Origin of the sequence: Xenorhabdus griffiniae, from assembly GCF_015163655.1 — a bacterium.
GTDB lineage: Bacteria > Pseudomonadota > Gammaproteobacteria > Enterobacterales > Enterobacteriaceae > Xenorhabdus > Xenorhabdus griffiniae.
Map to the genome: position 1 here is coordinate 1 of NZ_JADEUF010000044.1, position 16,288 is coordinate 16,288.

Here is a 16,288-nt window from a genome sequence, read left to right on the forward strand (position 1 = left end):
TAAAATCGGGGCAGACTGGTGTCTAAAAGGACAACAAAAACGCGTGATGACGCCGGGGAAAAACCAAAAGCACTACCTTGCAGGCTGCCTTGATGCCCGAACAGGTCAAGTAACCTATGTCGGTGGTATAAAGAAAAACGCTGATTTATTTATCAATATGTTAGAGAAAATTAATCGTCAGTATCGTCAAGCCAAAAGTATCACGTTGATTTTGGATAATTATGGTATTCACAAAAGCCATAAAGTCAGGGAATGGCTAAAACAAAACCCTCAATTTAACCTGTTATTTTTACCGGTCTATTCGCCATGGCTAAATAAGATTGAACGCCTGTGGCAATCCTTGCATGAAACCGTCACTCGAAATCATTGCTGTCAGTATATGTGGCAACTCTTAGCGTGCGTTGAAGAATTTATGATTGCATTTTCATTAGGGCAACAACCAGGAATGAAAAAAATAAGTGTATCGTTATTATGAAAGCTTATTTATATAATAACCCGTGGATTGTTTTAAAATAAGGAAAATTAGTATGATATATGTTGAACAACCAAATTGGAGCACCGGCTGTGGGATTGCTGTTATGGCAATGCTGAGATATTCTGATTACGAAAAAACCAAAGTTTGGGTTTTGGATAATTCTTTTTGTAACCCAGCTTTGTTGGTTAATTTAGAACAAATGCGTAATGCTATTAAATTAATCTACGGTGTATCAGAGCTTAAATATCAAAACACCAATAATGACAAATTTGATGAATCACAGAACTATGTATGCCATGGCCGGTGGGATGATGCAAAATCCGGGGATCGTCACTGGATTATCTGTTATCAAAGAAAATACTATGATCCTGTTACTGGTGTTCTATCTGAAATCCCTAGCGATTTCCATATAACTCAAGTATTTCCGATACCTTAATCTTTTCTATAGCGAAGTGATTCAAACCCGCCAGCGTTCAGAGGTAAATCCGGTGCCCAATGGGGATTGGTTGCAAGTAATAAACTTAAGTGTTCAGGTGAGTAATCCGGTGTGTCGGGTGCTTCGCTGATGATTTCGTCATGTACTGTCAGCACAATGTCATAACCGGCGTCTTCTATACGTGGCATGTTGCCGGCCAGTACATCGCGAACGGCTGCTTGAGTAGCATTTTCAACCAATTTCCCGCTGTAGGTTTTGAGCCGTTGCCATTTACGGCTGTACGGGTTCGTACCCATATAATTGATCTGCCCGTCTTCAAGACGCAGTGAGGGGTAACAGACTGTGTGCCCAGACGGTAAAACCACACGGAGCCAAACCCCATCGCGACGCACTCGTAGCCCACGGCAAGAAATGGTGACACTGGGGGAACTGATCGCCCGTTTTACGGCTTCCTCCAATTCATACCAGAACGACCCGTTTCAGGATGGGCATTGCGCCACATGTGTTTGAATGAATCACAGGTGATAAACACTCTTTCGCTCAGGCCGTAGGTTTGTTCCAGTTCGACCGACTTTTTATACCAGCTCATGGCATTCCGCTGAATTTTGACGGGGATATTGGGTAATGCGGCCGTTGCCAGTTCTTCAAGGTCGAGGCCATAGGTCAGGGCGAATGTCAGAAACGCCGCGACTCCGCCACCGTAACCTAAACCGAGTTCCATGACTTTACCGATCTGGCGTTGGTCTTTGGTGACGTCCTCTGGCTCGATGTTGAATGCACGGGTGTAAGCCAGTTTATAAAGGTCAGAGCCAATACCTTTATCAAAGTCACTGAATGCTTTTATTTTCCTGTCTTCACCTGCCAACCATGCTAGCATCCGACCTTCGATATTGGACAAGCCACTAATGACCAGTTTCTTACCGTCCGGTGCAATGATCACACCACGAATGGCTGATTGATAATTCCATTTGGATAGGCGCTTGTGTACTTCGCACATAGCTTCAATATCTAGCGCGGCGTACTCAACAAATCGACGCCATTCTTCGGGATGAGTTTTGCTGGTGGCACGGCGGAGTGCTGAGTGTTTTGGGCGAGGCTTGCAGAATAGCTGAATTAGCGCCTTGCCTTCTTTATCTTTCGCTTTGTCCTGCGGGACGCCCAGTACTTCACATAGTTCACCTAATGCACCGGGTAAACCATGCACCAGCGCGTGTACCATCGTGTCACGCCAGCGGCTAATATCATGATCAAACCCCGGCCAGTAATAGCGTAAAACAGTGCGGTCAAAGTGGCTGTTATGGGCGAATAAAGTAACGGTCGGATCGAGTAAACTTTGATGTAATTCGGCGGGTATGGTCGTATCATTGGTAATATCCCATACCTGAACAGGGTTATTGTTAATCGCCCATGCAAATAACATAATTTCGGTATGTTCGGCGTAAGCGTGAGTACCATTTCTAATCGGCACTTCACTGTAGGTTTCGAGGTTGAGCCAGAGAATAGTATTATTCATAATAGTTAGTTTTAAATTGTTGAGGGATACATGGGAAGTTTGAAAGATTTTGTCGATATTAAAAAATTAGTTATAACCGTTGTTATTATGGTTATCTTTTTTGTAGCGGGTTACGGTTATATAAAAGATAAATCAAGAGAGTTTGATGGGCCAACACAGGAAGAAATATTAAAAACATGGCCAATCTTGAATGTCATTCGCTTCATTGAACCAGAGCGATATGATGAATTTTACTCTTCAATTAGAGATTCATACCTTATTAAAGGTAAGGCTGCTAAAAATAGTGCTATTATGAAAAATGTATTATCACTGAGGAAATGGTCTGATAGTCATTTACCTGAAATACTAAATTATTCTTCTGATGATGCTGTCAATGTTTTTACCAAGTATCGCGCCAAGCTTTTTAGTGGCTTATTAACTATGGATCCTACCGGGATGGAATGTTTTAAATCATTATACCCTGGTGTACTTGGAGAGCCTGATTTAGATAGAATAGGAAAGTCACTAGGAGATAAAATGGGTCAAAAATATTATATGGAGGGTTTTATAAACTCAATAAAACAGCCCGTTAAAGTTAATAGGCTGCCTGCCTCACAAGTGGAAGAAGCGCTTACTAATATTTACATTAAATTGATAGAAAGACATGGAGATCTTGTTACTTCTGAAGACATAAAGGAATTAGCCAAAAACCCTAAATTATCATGTGAAATTCAACGTGATTTTTATGAGTTAATTTCAAAAGAAGATTCACATCTTTCTGCTGAAATTACGCGTTACCTAAATGTTTATAAATAAATTATAATTAATCTTGCCCCGTAATAATTAGCGGGGCATTCCTTACATTTAACCAACAACCTCGGATGGCAACCCACTCATCTCATTAAGTGCTTCACGGCGAACGGTGGGAACAGATGCAGCTTTCACCGCCGATGGCTTCGATTCTTACTTTTTCAGCCCCGCTCACACGGTCTTTATATAATTGCTCTTCTTTTTCAAATATTCCAGATTTATCCAGCACATTTTTAATAATTTGGTTTTTTATATCTTTATTTAACTTCATGGTTATTTAACCGATACCATCACTTACCAGAACACGCACATTGAAATGCTGCATGAGTTAGACACCAAACATACTCAGGAACTAGTCAATGCCAAATCTGAAATCGATGCTCTTTGCTCTGATATTGCCGCTGGTCATCGCAAGCTGCGGATCAAAGCCATCTGCCCCGTGTCTAAAGCCACGGCCACCTCCAGCCTGGGCGATGCAGGAACCCCACAACTTACCGAACCAGCTAAACAAGATTATTACGATCTCCTCCGAATGATGGCGGAGAACAGGTAGCAGACTGTATATCTGCAGGACTATGACTATACCCATCTCACTTCAAGATGCATATTGTTTCTCCCCGCGAAGCGGGGAGAAACAATGAGTTATGTTGTCTTATAATGAGCAACTTGAAAGGTAACGTGTATATATCAAGACTGGATGTTACAAAGTAACAAAATGAATGCTCAACAAACAATCTTACAGCCATACTAACAGCGCGTTATAGACGAATTAACAGATCTTGATGAGAAGGTTACAAAGATATCTGATTTTATCGGTAGTGTTGCTTATTACCAATTAGCAGAAGTTGAAAGGGTGCTTTCACAAACACAATTATCATGTACTATGACATTTTGCATAAACGGTTCATACGTTTTAATTGTATGACTCAAGCCTGAGTAACTGGGAATGCCTTACCACCTCAGACCAAATGACCTGGGGTGGCGAAGATAACATCTAACGGCTCAGAAACTAAAAATCAATAAGGTGGATGAGCAGCCCACGCCATCTTTATTGCCGGTAAAACTTTTTCTTCATAATCGGCTAAGTTACGAACATTAGGGTAACGGGTCTGTACATATTTAACTCCGTTTAACGCTATTGTTGGGGTAAATCCAAGCAGATTCAAATATCTTTCTATATTCGATAAATTAATAGGCCCATAAGCTAAGTCAGCAAATGCAGCTCTGATAGTCAATCTTCCGAATCCATCAACACTTAGGAATCTGCATTGGATTAAATATTCTAGATATACGTTAAGAATATCAGCGCCTAAAGAATGAGAGGCAGAATGCTCAATAGTGGCTTGAATACGAAGAACTGGCCTGCGTCTGACTAAGGGAAAGCTGGTTTTAAATGGATCTCGCGGATTTATTGGCATAGCGACCTCCATAAAGTATGTTTACATATACTTAATCCCATTTCTGCCCAACAACAAGCGAATAAAACTTAACAATAATTACCCTCTGAAACTAAACCCAATATCTCTGTGTCCATTCCCTGAGTGGCTACAGAAATAACCCATGCTGCCATCCCGTTCCCAACGCCTACGGGCCGGTGGCATTTTTTATATTTACAGGAACCAAAAACATGACCAGTAAAAAAATGACGACAAAACAGAAAACGTTTTGTCGTGAATACCTGGTCGATTTAAATGCAACGCAGGCAGCGATCCGAGCAGGATACAGCCCGAAACGCGCCAGTGAAATCAGCTATCAGTTGATGAAAAAAACCATTGTTATCGCGCTAATCGATGAGCTGAAACAGGAGCACAATAAACAGTTGGGTATTGATGCTAATATGTGCTAATGCGCCTCGTTGAAATCGACCAGATGGATGTGGCGGATATTTTGGAGGAGGACCTCAGTATCAAACCATTGTCCGAAGGACCGGAATCATGGCGCCGTTATCTCAGCGGGTTCAATCTGGCTGAGATGTTCGAGGGTAGAGGTGACGAGCGCGATACTGTCGGCATACTCAAAAAATCAAATGGTCGGACAAAGTCAAAAACCTCGAATTGCTAGGTAAACACATCTCTGTCCAGGCATTCCGCGAGAACGTCAAAAACGAACTGACAGTTGCTAATGACGGCCCAATCGGACACCCGAACAGGCAGAGGCTGCCTATAAGAAAATGATGGGGTGACGCAATGCCTGTGCCGTTTCTGTTTGATTTTCGCACCCCCGATTATAACGCGGTATTCGGGTGGCGGATGGAGCGGTTACAACGTATTCGCCAGAACCCTCGTTATACCCGCTATGCGAACATTTTACCGCGATAATCCAGGGCGATTTATTATTGATTGGGGCATGACGGTAGACCGTACCAGCTTCTATTTTTTTGTGGACGAGGCCGCGTTCCTCGAACGCCTGAGCTGGTGAAAGTTTTGTGACCAGGAATGCTGCTCTGGCTTCTGGGTTGATTTGATCAAACTTACTTGCTCTGCTGATCCGGCGGACAATGTCAAGACGAATATTTCCCGATGTTTTTTTGCTCAAGGCAGCGAAAAATACGGATATCTGGTTAGCGCCGATAATAGAAAATGTGCTCCAATGGGCGTGATCAGAAACCGGTTTTTTTACTGGAAAAGGCAAGAGAATATTTATATCGGAACGCTTTTAAAACACCGCAAAGAAAGTCATGTAAAAACAAGATATTGAATGCATGTTTTGAAAGGCTTAATTCTTAAGATCTTGTGTATGAGATTGGTATATAAGGTGATCGTTTAAATGATCACCTTATTATGGATTAATCTGAACTAATACAGGCTCATTACTTATAATCGATAGTGAAAGTGGCTGTAGCATTAACGCTACCGGCAATGACGGTATTACTGGTTTGATAATACTTTGCCTTATATGACAATGCCTTCAAAGAATTTATCACGCCAAGAGCTTGCGGTTCACCAAACTTCACAGGATTGCCTTTGTCATCTAGCATCTGGATGCCGATCCCTGTTGCTGATGAGGTCGAATCAGCATTTATCACTCCATTTGTATGAGTCTTTCCCGGTTCCCAGGTAATATTCGCGTTCGGGGAGCCTTTACATTGCACATTAACCTCGAAAGAACGTCCACCAGCCGTATCACCGATGTTTTTAAAGTGACTTTTTAATACGGCTCCCATCGGAACATTAACGATAGGCGTGGTTATTTCACAAGATCTTGCCGTGATGTTAAAAGAAGGGATTTTATAAGTGAAAACCGTATGCTTATTTTTAGTATCAGCCATCGTTATTATTATTTCATTGACGGTTCCTGATTGAACAGTGCTATTGATCTCAATAAAAAATTTACTGTTCAATTTTCTGTTGCCGGTGCCGATCCCTCTTGAACTGCCTACATTCATAGCCTGACTCACCACACCATTAGGTTGGAGTTCCCATTTAAATCTGACACCAGGAAGACTGGTTTCATAAAAGTTATTTTTAGGGGAGCCTACATTGACTCCAGTCATGGATTTTACGTATATATGCTGACCGGATATATTGCAGCTTACCCTCATCTCGTTATTGGAGGCGTCTTTTTTGCCTGGCAAATTTTTATAGTCAACATAAATATCATCAAATCTGATTATTTCCTGCATTCTATTCGCCTTACATACTGCGGCTATACCCTGTGTTGAATAGCTCCCCGCGACAATAACAATGATTAATGCCAATAAAAAGTTATTAGCTTTAATTTGAAAATGGTTATTACGTTCAAAATTAAACATGATAAATTCCTTTTAGGTGCGGCAATCAGCAGTCAGGCGTAATACGCCTGACTTTTCGGGCAGCACTGATACATCTGTTTTTGCACGACATTGTTGGTGCTTGTTTTTTCCCCATTGTACTTTTATTTCTGCCTGTTCGGGGACCGCATTCAAATACAACTCACCGTCATCACCAACAATCCCGCTACTGTCACCGTTTGTTAATGCTGCGCTGGCACCGAAAGGCACAGGTTTGCCGTTGTAACGTAATGTCACCAATATGCGGTGCCCTTGACGGACACGAAAATTGGCAGCAACCACGGCCCCGCGAGTCGGTACAATGTGTTGCACTGAATTGTCAAGATCAACACCATCAGCCAGCATTTCGGTATCCAGGGCAATCCGGTTGTAGGTATAAGGTTCGATCGATGGGATCACGGCATAGCCACGTGAATCCGTTTTAATTCCACTGTGATTTAAAATTTTTGTTTCTGCTGCACCGGCTGCTTTGACCAGTGCTACGGTTTCACCTAATGATTGGGAAAACGTAATGCCGTTTTGATGGGCGACAATACCGCCAGACAGCCCGTAGTTAAGTGATTGGCTATTATCACTGTAGCTGTAGCCCAAATTCACACGGCCAGAAGAATGGCTATATTCCAGCGAAACACCACCGCTCGTCCCTTCCATGTTGTTGCTGCGCTCTCCGTGGATACTATATGACAAGGTATGATCGTCCAATGCGCTGCCACTAATTGTCAGTTGTTGGCTTCCTCGACTGTGGCCATTTCTATTCATGCTGTAAGTTACCCATCCATTAGGCAGCCACTGATCCAGTGGAATAGAAACAGTAAACGATGTCTGTATATCCTTACTCTTAATGGATTTATGATTGGCGTCGTAGGAAAGATTCAACCCATAACTGATCCCTGCAAGGTTAATGTTGTAACCTGCAGATAATGATTGGTTGGTGCCTTGTTTTCCCCAGTAATCTTGCTGATAGGCAGACACATAAATATTGCCAAAATCCCCCATCCCTTGATTTAAGGTTAGCTGCAATTGGCTACGCTTATTCTGGCCGCGGCCGGCTTCTTTTCTTACTGAATATTCATTTGCTTCTGCAAATGAATAGTATTCTGGTGTGGAATAGCGATATCCAGCCAATGTCAGGGATGTTCCCGTTGCCTCGATACTTTTCGTATATTGGATTCGGTACGATTGCCCTTGTTTACGTTTATTCTCATGCAACCAGGCATCTGCTTGTGTCATATCCAGAGAAATCGCCCCAAAATTACCTAAACCAATTCCCAGACCAGCGTTAAACGCCCGGTAGTTTTCTGCTACCTGAACACCAGATAGCAAACTTAACCGATTAGAGAGTCCATAGATAAATGTCGCTTCACTAAAATAAGGTTTATCAGTGTTGGCATTGGCATAACGGTAGCGCCCCAAGGTAACCTGATATTTTAATTGTCCTTCTCGCTGCATCACGGGTACTGATGAAAATGGTTGCACAAATTTACGCTGTTGCCCGTCTTTTTCGGTGATTGTGATATCCAAATCACCCGAGCCGGAAGTGGAATAAAGATCCGTAATAACGAAAGGCCCTGGTGGAACATAGCTTTCGTAAATAACGTAATTATTTTGGCGGATTGTTACGCGCGCATGGGTTTGAGCAATACCCCGGATAATTGGCGCAAATCCACGCTGGCTGCTGGGCAACATTAAGCTATCGGATGTCATAGAAGCCCCGATAAATGGCACGCTTTCAAATATATCTCCGTCAGTAAAGGTTTCGCCGAGAATTATTTGACTTTTTAGTTCTGGAATGTCCCGTTGGATGTAACTGTTAATAGATGAAAAACGACTCTCACCTTGGTTTTTTTCAGAATTATACTCATAAACCGATTGATTCCTTATACGCCAGGCTCCGATATTGATTCCGCTTTGTAAATTTAAAAAATAACTTTGATTTTTTGTGTTTTTATTATCATTCTCCGAACCACTAAAATTATAGCTCATTAAAAAGGCTGTCTCTCCATGCTGCCATAAATGTGGTGCTACAGTATCTTTGGCTTGATTATCCAAAGCTGCTTGTGGAATGCTGATATCCAGACGTTGCCCATAGAAATCGAATGAAGTCGATGCCTGCAGAATATATTCGCTAATATCATCAATAACTTGTTCAGGAGAGAGTTTCATCAACGCAGGAAAAGCGGACATCTTCACACCAAACTGTTTTAAATTATCAACCGTTAGTTGTGGAGACAGTTTTCCATTTTCCAGTTTAATAAAGTTAACCTGTTTTGTTTCTTTCTCTTTCCCGTTAAGAAATATGCTCACCTGATACTGACCTGGTAATTGACCTCCGGGGAATGAAAATACGCTTAAATCAATCGCCGATTGAGTTTCATCTAACTCCAATGCGGATAAGCGAAAATAATCCTGTGCCGTGACGGGTAATGATAACAATACAGAAAAACATAAAATAAAGATTGAAAGCAAATATGTTGGCATAATTGTGCCGCTACTCTTTTTATATTTAATAAATATGATTTTTCGTTCCCAATATTTAACTTTTATTTTCTTTTTAAGGCAGGTTTTTAATGACTTCTTTACTTATACCGCCATGACTGTTGATGCTATTCCAGCTAACTAAGCCTGATGATTCAGATGGCAGAACGAAATGTGCTACACCATGTGGAGGGATCATATCCGTACCCGTCAGGAGCTTACCGGCCACTTTGAGCTGCCCGATGGTGACGTAATAATTACTGGGGTTTTTGACCTCAAGTTGGTGACCAATGCGATGAAATGTCAGCATCTTATAAGCTTCTTCAGAATCACCTTCAATGCCTTCAGGCCGATAAAACAATTTAATTCGGGTTTTCACCGCAATTAATAAAGTATTCTGTTCGTTTTCTTGTATGGCAGGAATAGACTTTACATTAAGGTAAAAAACCGATTCCCTATCCTCAGGTAAATTACCACCGATACGGACAATACGAAGAATACTTTCTTTGTCAGCATCCAAACGAAATAGCGGAGGCGTTACAATAAAAGGCGCTTTTTCTCCTTTTGAGTCAGCACTGATAAAAGACTGAATTAAATAAGGCCGGCTTTCGTCAGCGTTTTTCACCGAAATTGAAGTTTCTTTTTTATTTCCTTTGTAAATAACACGGGTTCCACCAATAGTGACACCCGCCCAGGACGGAAATATAAAAAACAATAAAAATATGAGCGTTATTTTTTTCGTTAACATATACGATATAAATATTTTTTTTATTTTATCTTTCATTATTACATGACTAATTATGATGTTAATAGCGCCTGGCCGCAGCCATAAAAATACCTCTGCGGCTAGGGAATAGATAATTAATTTTTTATTTGTAATTTATATTAAAATTAAGTGTGGCATCGGCTTTGCCGGCTCTAACGCTTTGTCCATTAGATACATAAGCCACTTGTAAAGGTATTTCCATATCCGCCTTGTCGATTGTAACTCCTGGCAGCTTAGAAGAGGAAGAAAGATCTATCAGCCCACCTGCGTTGTTATAAATACCAATGCCAATTCCGGCTGCAGCTGTTCCAGAAGATCCATCTAATGCTAATAGCCTGTTATCGGTGGAATCCGGTGTATTTCCAGAAAGTGTGACTTCCATGATAAGCGGTGTGGTAGTAACAGGACAGCCGGTTAATTTAATACTAAAAGGCTTTTTGCTCCCTGTAATTTCAGATCCTTTTTTTCCGATATCGCTCATGTGATATGTTCCCATATTCACAGTATTGCCAGAAACATCACTATCACACGTTGATTCTATAATATCCCCGTGGAATTTTACTGATCCCGTTGTTACCGGAAAAGCCGCATAAGAAACACTGCTTACTGAAACCAATATTGCAGCAATAAAAGATGAAACTAAACTATTTTTCATTCACATGTCCATAACAATCATAATATAAAACTACTTATTATGTATAACGCAATATAATAAAGTGCCATAACAAAAAGATTTTGAGCACAGATTTTTGTGCGCAGAAGAAAAATTTACCTTATGTATCAAAAAAGATCAACAAAACTATCGGTAATCACGATCAATTGCCAATATATTGATAGGATTTATCAATCAAGTAAAAATGAAGAATTTGCGGGAAGCTTTTTTACGTAAGCGATAATTTTTTCTTTTTCTATCAAAAGCATATCGAGGAAAATGGGGTTATTTTCTTGTTGCTGACAAAAGAGCGTTGTTCATTCAATTCCGCAAATGAGCGGTAAGCTTTTCGTCTTGATATTACCTGTTTTCATGCTTGCGTACCGGTTCGGTTTGGTCACAATATCGACAAATAACTTTTATCGTAATAATGATGATGATCGCTTTTTAAAAAAACATAATAAATATCAAATTAACACTTTGGAGTCATATACCCATCTCATTTCAAAATGCATATTGTTTCTCCCCGCGAAGCGGGGAGAAACAATGAGTTATGTTGTCTAATAATGAGCAACTTGAAGTTTGCAAATCAATGTGATTGTTTATATCTCAAAACGCATCTTGCAGTTAGATTGGTATAACTAAAAAAGTGAATATATCGGAACTATCACCGAAGGACCATATTCCTTTAAAAGCGTGTTAGTATAATGAAAATTATTTTCTTTTTTATCAAGGGGGAAATACAGATACACAGAAACAGACCCCTTATCACTGTCAATAAACCAAGAGGTCTGTAGAGCTTACTGCTTAGGCAGTAACCGAATGATCAAACGCTGATCTTGTGGCCTGATAGCGCTGAATGACGACGGGCCTGGCCGTCTGCACCATAAAAAGAAGGGCTGTGGTGAGTTTTCAGAAAAGCGATCGCTTTACTATTTAACGCTATATGTTGTTCCAGTAAAAATCCGTTATGTGAATTTAAATCACGGATGTGTTCAACAGATTGACTAATTTGACTCCATAAGACGGCTAGCCTTTTATGGTTAGCATAAGGAGCATTTATTTTTAGCGTGTCATTTAACTGCTGGCGTTTTCGTTCAGCATGATCGAGTGCTGAAAGCAAAAATGTCTTTTGTTCCGTCACACGATGTAAATGATTCACTTCAATAAAGCCTTCGTTCAATATGCGCTGTTCTTCTGCCATAGTTTGCGAAAGCAAATTTAAGTGCGCGCTTTGCTGTTCAAGCAAGAGTTGAAGTTCTTCCATTTATGGCTCTTTAGATTGGGTGTTTATTTATCATATTCCATGTTTTCAAGGGCCTCCCTAAATAGAGCATCAGCAATTTTACCGCTGTCCATCGTTAGGGTTCCCTTTGCAATGGCTTCTTTCAGTTGTTGTACTTTCTGGATATTAATATCCTGACTGCTTGGCTGGACGAGCTTTTTCTGCGCTTCGCTCAGCTTAACTTGTGTATCTGCGCTTTTTTCTGCAACAGCCACAATTCTGCGAGTGCTCTGAGCACCTTCATTGGCATTGCGCTGTTGTAAAGCGGCAATGGCCAGTAGAGGTTGAGTGCGTTCAATACTCATAATCGTAATCCTTTAATCAGGCATTATTTATTTGTCTTAGGTAGCAGGCGATATACCGCTGGCATGCCTGTAAATCATGGTCTGTTGGTTATATCGGCGTGAAGAAGTAAAACTTTAGCCATTTATAACATCATTTTTACACTACCATTTTCTTGAGCTTCACCCGTAATGACCTGTCCAGAGTTCAGGCGGACACGGATATTATCAAAACTCGCGGCGTTGTTAATCGCTTTTCCTTCATAACGCACCTGAAAATGGTGCCCATCTACGGTGACAACCACATTTTGCCCGGCTTGAATTGCCCAGGGACGCCGGAGCATATTGCGTGTGATGAATTGTCCGGCAGGTATGTTGCGCAGCGCAATACCATTTTGTATGGCTTTGCTGTTACGGATTATGTCGTTTGGCAGCTTATCTAAGGAACCTGTTTTTACTTGAAAATCTTTTATTGTCAGGGCTGTATTGCGGCTAATAGCCCGCTTAGAAACCAAATAAGGGCCGATGACATTGACATAAACCTGAATAAAACGGCGTTGCTGACCACAAGTCACAGGTACAGAAAGGTTACCCCAATTTTTGTTGCTAAGTAATGGTTGTATTTCAGGATGTTCACAAACCGGCCATTGTTGTTCGGGCGTTTTGATCTCCACTGAAACCTGATGATTTGATGGGCGATGGATCTGCCTGAAATAGTCATCTATTAATTGCGCTATGTTGTTTCCCCAAGCGACAGAACTGCCGAAAACAAAAAATAGATTAAGGAAAAAGGCAAGGAACCCGATAAACTTTAGTGCAGGCATTTCACCACCTTAAATCCTGTTAGTGAGCCATGATTACAAAAAATATTCAGCACCTGTTGGATGTGAGTAGTGTAACTCGATTGATTATTCGTTAATGGGATAAATAGCAATTCAATTTGTTTCTATTCTTCGAATTACCTTTTTCTTCTCCGTTTATTCTGTTAGCTGCTTGGGGCTTATCCCCGACAGAACTAACCCGAGGGAGGAATATGCTCGATAAATTAGATGCCGCTTTTCAATTTCGACAAGAAGCGCTGGCGCTCCGCAACCAGCGGCAGGAAATTTTGTCTGCCAATATCGCCAATGCGGATACCCCTGGCTATCAGGCGCGTGATATCGATTTTGCTGCTCAACTGAAAAAAGTCATGGCACATGGTCGTGTAACGGGGAATGGAATTGGGCTATCTCTGACTTCCGATCGACATATTCCCGTTCAGCCTCAAAAACGTCTGGAGATGGATCTGCTGTATCGGGTGCCATACCAGACCGCCATGGATGGAAATACCGTTGACATGGATATAGAACGCAGCAATTTCGCAGATAACAGTTTGAAATATCAGGCTGAACTCACGATGACCAATGCACAAATCAAAAGCATGATGTCAGTTCTACAGTCACAAGGATAATGGGAATGTCTCTACTTAGTATTTTTGATATTGCCAGTTCGGCACTTTCTGCTCAGTCTCAGCGACTGAACGTTAGCGCCAGTAATATGGCGAATGCCGACAGTGTTGCGGGACCGGATGGCGAGCCATACCGTGCCAAGCAAGTGGTCTTCCGTGTCGCCGCTCCCGCAGGCCAAGAGGTTGGCGGTGTTCGCGTTAGTGAAGTTGTGGATGATCCTTCACCTTTCCGTCTTGAATATCAGCCTGGCCATCCACTGGCCGATGAAAAAGGTTATGTACGTATGCCGAATGTGGATGTCGTTGGAGAAATGGTCAATACCATCTCCGCTTCCCGCAGTTATCAGGCAAACGTCGAAGTGCTAAATACGACCAAATCCATCATGTTGAAAACGCTGACACTAGGCCAGTAACAGGAATATCGTTATGGGAATTACCGCTTCTGTTAATGAATCATTGGATAATTCAACCGTCGGTGAACTGGCTAAGTTGACCAACCGAGAATTGCAAAGCAGTGGTGATATTAAAGATAGCTTCTTGAAGATCTTGGTTGCTCAGCTCCAAAACCAAGATCCAACCAACCCAATGCAAAACAGTGAAGTGACTTCACAGATTGCGCAGATCAGCACGGTTGAAGGGATTGAGAAGCTCAATAAGACGCTGGGTTCCATTGTCGGGCAAATGGACAGTAACCACACGATGCAAACGGTCGCACTGATTGGCCGAGATGTCATGGTGCCCGGCAATGAGATTTTGCTGGGGGCTAGTGAAAACAGTGCAACCCCAATCGGCTTTGAACTAAGCCGACCCGCCGATACTGTCAAAGTGACCATCAGAAATAAAAGTGGCGTAGTTGTTCGGGAGATGGAATTCAATAAATTGGATCCCAATTCATCTGAATTTTTGGGTGCCGGTGTACACAGCTTCAGATGGGATGGTAAAGACGCAGACGGCAATGTAGTGGAACAAGGCGCTTACAACTTCATCGTTTCCGCAAGCCAGCAGGATCAAGCGCTGATGGTCAATGCCCTGAGAGCTGCCAAGGTTGAAGGCGTTGTGCGGCAAGAGAATGGCACTAAATTGGATTTAGGGCTGGTGGGTACGGTAAACATGGACGAAGTTCGTCAGATTCTTTAATTAAACGGAGGACATATGGCTTTTTCACAAGCGGTCAGTGGCTTAAATGCTGCAGCAAGCAACTTAGACGTTATTGGTAATAATATTGCAAACTCGGCAACATACGGATTTAAATCCAGTTCTGTTGCTTTTTCCGATGTGTTCAGTGGCTCAGATGTCGGGTTGGGCGTGAAAGTTTCTGGCATGGTGCAGAACTTTAAGGATGGTTCAATCACCAAAACCAATGATCAATTAAATATGGCGATTACCCAGGGCGGTTTTTTCCGTATGCAGGATACCAACGGTAATATTTTTTATTCCCGTAATGGTCAATTTAAAATGGATGCTGATCGTAATGTGATCGATATGCAGGGCATGAAATTGACGGGTTATCAAGCCATTCAGGGTAAAGATGGCCCTGAAATTCAACAAGGTGCCGCACCAGGGCCAATTTCGATTCCCACTGACATGCTGGCTGCTAAGGCGACGACAGAAGTTAAGATGAAGGCTAACCTGAATTCGATGCATGACAAGATCGATACGGCAGCTAATCCATTTAAACCGGATGTGAAAGATACTTTTAACTACAGTTCCGGTATCTCGGTATACGATAGCCTCGGTAATGAACATAATGTCAATGTGTTCTTCGTCAAGACAGATGATAATCAGTGGGATATTTATGCCCTGGATACTTCTGTTAAGAATGCGGCAGCTGAAAAATTAAACAAAGAAGGCAGTGTGAGTTTTGATGGCAATGGTAAGCTTGCGGCACCTACAACGGCTGAAAACGTATTTGCTTTCGCTATGCCAGCCTTGAATGGTTCTAATTCGGACATAATCAAGTTTGACTTTAACGGTAGCAAGCAGCAGAGAGTCAAAGAAGATTCCATCTCTAATCAAAAGCAAGACGGTTATGCGGCAGGTCACTTCACCAACTACCAAGTTGAGGGGGATGGCAAAATTTACGGTATTTATTCTAACGAGCAGAAACAAGTATTGGGACAAGTCGTACTGGCGAACTTCTCCAATCCGGCAGGCTTAGCCTCTCAGGGTGATAACGTTTGGATCGAAACCGGTGCATCCGGTAGCCCAGTGGTCGGTACCGCAGGTTCAGGTAACTTCGGTAAGTTGATCAGTAGCTCATTGGAATCATCAAACGTTGATATGAGCCAGGAGCTGGTCAGTATGATTGTCGCCCAGCGTAACTACCAATCTAACGCCCAGACCATCAAAACGCAGGATCAAATTCTGCAAACGCTGGTCAGTATGCGTTAATAGGCTCAG

The 16,288-nt window shown here is 41.9% G+C and carries 18 protein-coding genes and 3 pseudogenes; 11 read left to right on the top strand and 10 right to left on the bottom strand.

Annotated elements, in window-relative coordinates:
- Both IQ211_RS08880 and IQ211_RS08885 read left to right on the top strand, forming a co-directional pair.
- Positions 1-475: IS630 family transposase (locus IQ211_RS08880; protein ID WP_193836349.1), on the top strand; the 475-nt coding region annotated here is incomplete at its 5' end.
- 52 nt (positions 476-527) lie between these two features.
- The gene (locus IQ211_RS08885) at positions 528-911 is read left to right on the top strand and encodes a hypothetical protein (RefSeq protein ID WP_189759952.1); all 384 of its coding nucleotides are present in this window, start codon (positions 528-530) and stop codon (positions 909-911) included.
- Here the strand turns inward: IQ211_RS08885 and IQ211_RS08890 are convergent.
- A pseudogene (locus IQ211_RS08890) lies at positions 908-2,331 on the bottom strand (DNA polymerase). The gene IQ211_RS08885 and the pseudogene IQ211_RS08890 overlap by 4 nt on opposite strands.
- A gap of 123 nt (positions 2,332-2,454) precedes the next feature.
- Here IQ211_RS08890 and IQ211_RS08895 point away from each other — a divergent pair.
- Positions 2,455-3,219, top strand: a complete 765-nt coding sequence (locus IQ211_RS08895; RefSeq protein WP_189759953.1) for a hypothetical protein — start codon at positions 2,455-2,457, stop codon at positions 3,217-3,219.
- Positions 3,220-3,313: 94 nt separating this feature from the next.
- Here IQ211_RS08895 and IQ211_RS08900 read toward each other — a convergent pair whose 3' ends face one another.
- Positions 3,314-3,484: an Nmad5 family putative nucleotide modification protein gene (locus tag IQ211_RS08900; RefSeq protein WP_189759954.1), complete on the bottom strand. Its 171-nt coding sequence runs from the start codon at positions 3,482-3,484 to the stop codon at positions 3,314-3,316.
- A 45-nt stretch (positions 3,485-3,529) separates the two neighbouring features.
- Here IQ211_RS08900 and IQ211_RS20105 point away from each other — a divergent pair, with 45 nt between their 5' ends.
- Both IQ211_RS20105 and IQ211_RS20320 read left to right on the top strand, forming a co-directional pair.
- A complete protein-coding gene (locus tag IQ211_RS20105) occupies positions 3,530-3,766 on the top strand; it encodes a lysis protein (RefSeq protein ID WP_189759955.1) in 237 nt (78 codons plus the stop codon).
- 207 nt (positions 3,767-3,973) lie between these two features.
- A complete protein-coding gene (locus IQ211_RS20320) occupies positions 3,974-4,138 on the top strand; it encodes a hypothetical protein (RefSeq protein WP_455570257.1) in 165 nt (54 codons plus the stop codon).
- Between the two features lie 91 nt (positions 4,139-4,229).
- Here the strand turns inward: IQ211_RS20320 and IQ211_RS08910 are convergent, their stop codons facing one another.
- Complete coding sequence (locus IQ211_RS08910) at positions 4,230-4,631, bottom strand: hypothetical protein (RefSeq protein WP_189759956.1); 402 nt, start codon at positions 4,629-4,631, stop codon at positions 4,230-4,232.
- A 209-nt stretch (positions 4,632-4,840) separates the two neighbouring features.
- Between IQ211_RS08910 and IQ211_RS08915 the strand changes: the two are divergent.
- Both IQ211_RS08915 and IQ211_RS08920 read left to right on the top strand, forming a co-directional pair.
- Positions 4,841-5,395, top strand: a pseudogene (locus tag IQ211_RS08915) (terminase small subunit).
- Positions 5,396-5,399: 4 nt separating this feature from the next.
- A pseudogene (locus IQ211_RS08920) lies at positions 5,400-5,571 on the top strand (TerL protein); the annotation flags it as partial.
- Positions 5,572-6,022: 451 nt separating this feature from the next.
- On the opposite strand, the gene IQ211_RS08925 reads toward IQ211_RS08920, so the two are convergent.
- The 7 genes from IQ211_RS08925 to flgA all read right to left on the bottom strand — a co-directional run bounded on the left by IQ211_RS08925 (position 6,023) and on the right by flgA (position 13,265).
- Positions 6,023-6,964: a fimbrial protein gene (locus IQ211_RS08925; protein ID WP_189759957.1), complete on the bottom strand. Its 942-nt coding sequence runs from the start codon at positions 6,962-6,964 to the stop codon at positions 6,023-6,025.
- 12 nt (positions 6,965-6,976) lie between these two features.
- Entirely contained in the window at positions 6,977-9,460 is a 2,484-nt protein-coding gene (locus IQ211_RS08930; protein WP_189759958.1) for a fimbria/pilus outer membrane usher protein, read from the bottom strand.
- A gap of 73 nt (positions 9,461-9,533) precedes the next feature.
- Positions 9,534-10,241: a fimbrial biogenesis chaperone gene (locus IQ211_RS08935; protein ID WP_399478171.1), complete on the bottom strand. Its 708-nt coding sequence runs from the start codon at positions 10,239-10,241 to the stop codon at positions 9,534-9,536.
- Between the two features lie 85 nt (positions 10,242-10,326).
- Entirely contained in the window at positions 10,327-10,878 is a 552-nt protein-coding gene (locus IQ211_RS08940; protein ID WP_189759959.1) for a fimbrial protein, read from the bottom strand.
- An 823-nt stretch (positions 10,879-11,701) separates the two neighbouring features.
- Entirely contained in the window at positions 11,702-12,142 is a 441-nt protein-coding gene (locus tag IQ211_RS08945) for a flagella synthesis protein FlgN (RefSeq protein WP_189759960.1), read from the bottom strand.
- A 23-nt stretch (positions 12,143-12,165) separates the two neighbouring features.
- Entirely contained in the window at positions 12,166-12,465 is a 300-nt protein-coding gene (gene flgM, locus IQ211_RS08950) for a flagellar biosynthesis anti-sigma factor FlgM (RefSeq protein WP_047770686.1), read from the bottom strand.
- Between the two features lie 122 nt (positions 12,466-12,587).
- Positions 12,588-13,265 carry a flagellar basal body P-ring formation chaperone FlgA gene (flgA, locus tag IQ211_RS08955; protein WP_189759961.1) on the bottom strand — a complete coding sequence of 226 codons (678 nt, stop codon included), beginning with the start codon at positions 13,263-13,265 and terminating at the stop codon, positions 12,588-12,590.
- 209 nt (positions 13,266-13,474) lie between these two features.
- Between flgA and flgB the strand changes: the two genes are divergently transcribed.
- From flgB to flgE, 4 genes are read left to right on the top strand one after another with little or no spacing between them, the layout of a single operon-like run.
- Complete coding sequence (gene flgB / locus IQ211_RS08960; RefSeq protein WP_189759962.1) at positions 13,475-13,891, top strand: flagellar basal body rod protein FlgB; 417 nt, start codon at positions 13,475-13,477, stop codon at positions 13,889-13,891.
- Positions 13,892-13,896: 5 nt separating this feature from the next.
- Positions 13,897-14,301 carry a flagellar basal body rod protein FlgC gene (gene flgC / locus IQ211_RS08965; protein ID WP_047770689.1) on the top strand — a complete coding sequence of 135 codons (405 nt, stop codon included), beginning with the start codon at positions 13,897-13,899 and terminating at the stop codon, positions 14,299-14,301.
- Between the two features lie 13 nt (positions 14,302-14,314).
- Positions 14,315-15,025 (top strand): flagellar hook assembly protein FlgD, encoded by a 711-nt coding sequence (locus IQ211_RS08970; RefSeq protein WP_189759963.1) that lies wholly within the window; start codon positions 14,315-14,317, stop codon positions 15,023-15,025.
- A 15-nt stretch (positions 15,026-15,040) separates the two neighbouring features.
- Entirely contained in the window at positions 15,041-16,279 is a 1,239-nt protein-coding gene (gene flgE / locus IQ211_RS08975; RefSeq protein ID WP_189759964.1) for a flagellar hook protein FlgE, read from the top strand.
- Positions 16,280-16,288: the final 9 nt, after the last annotated feature.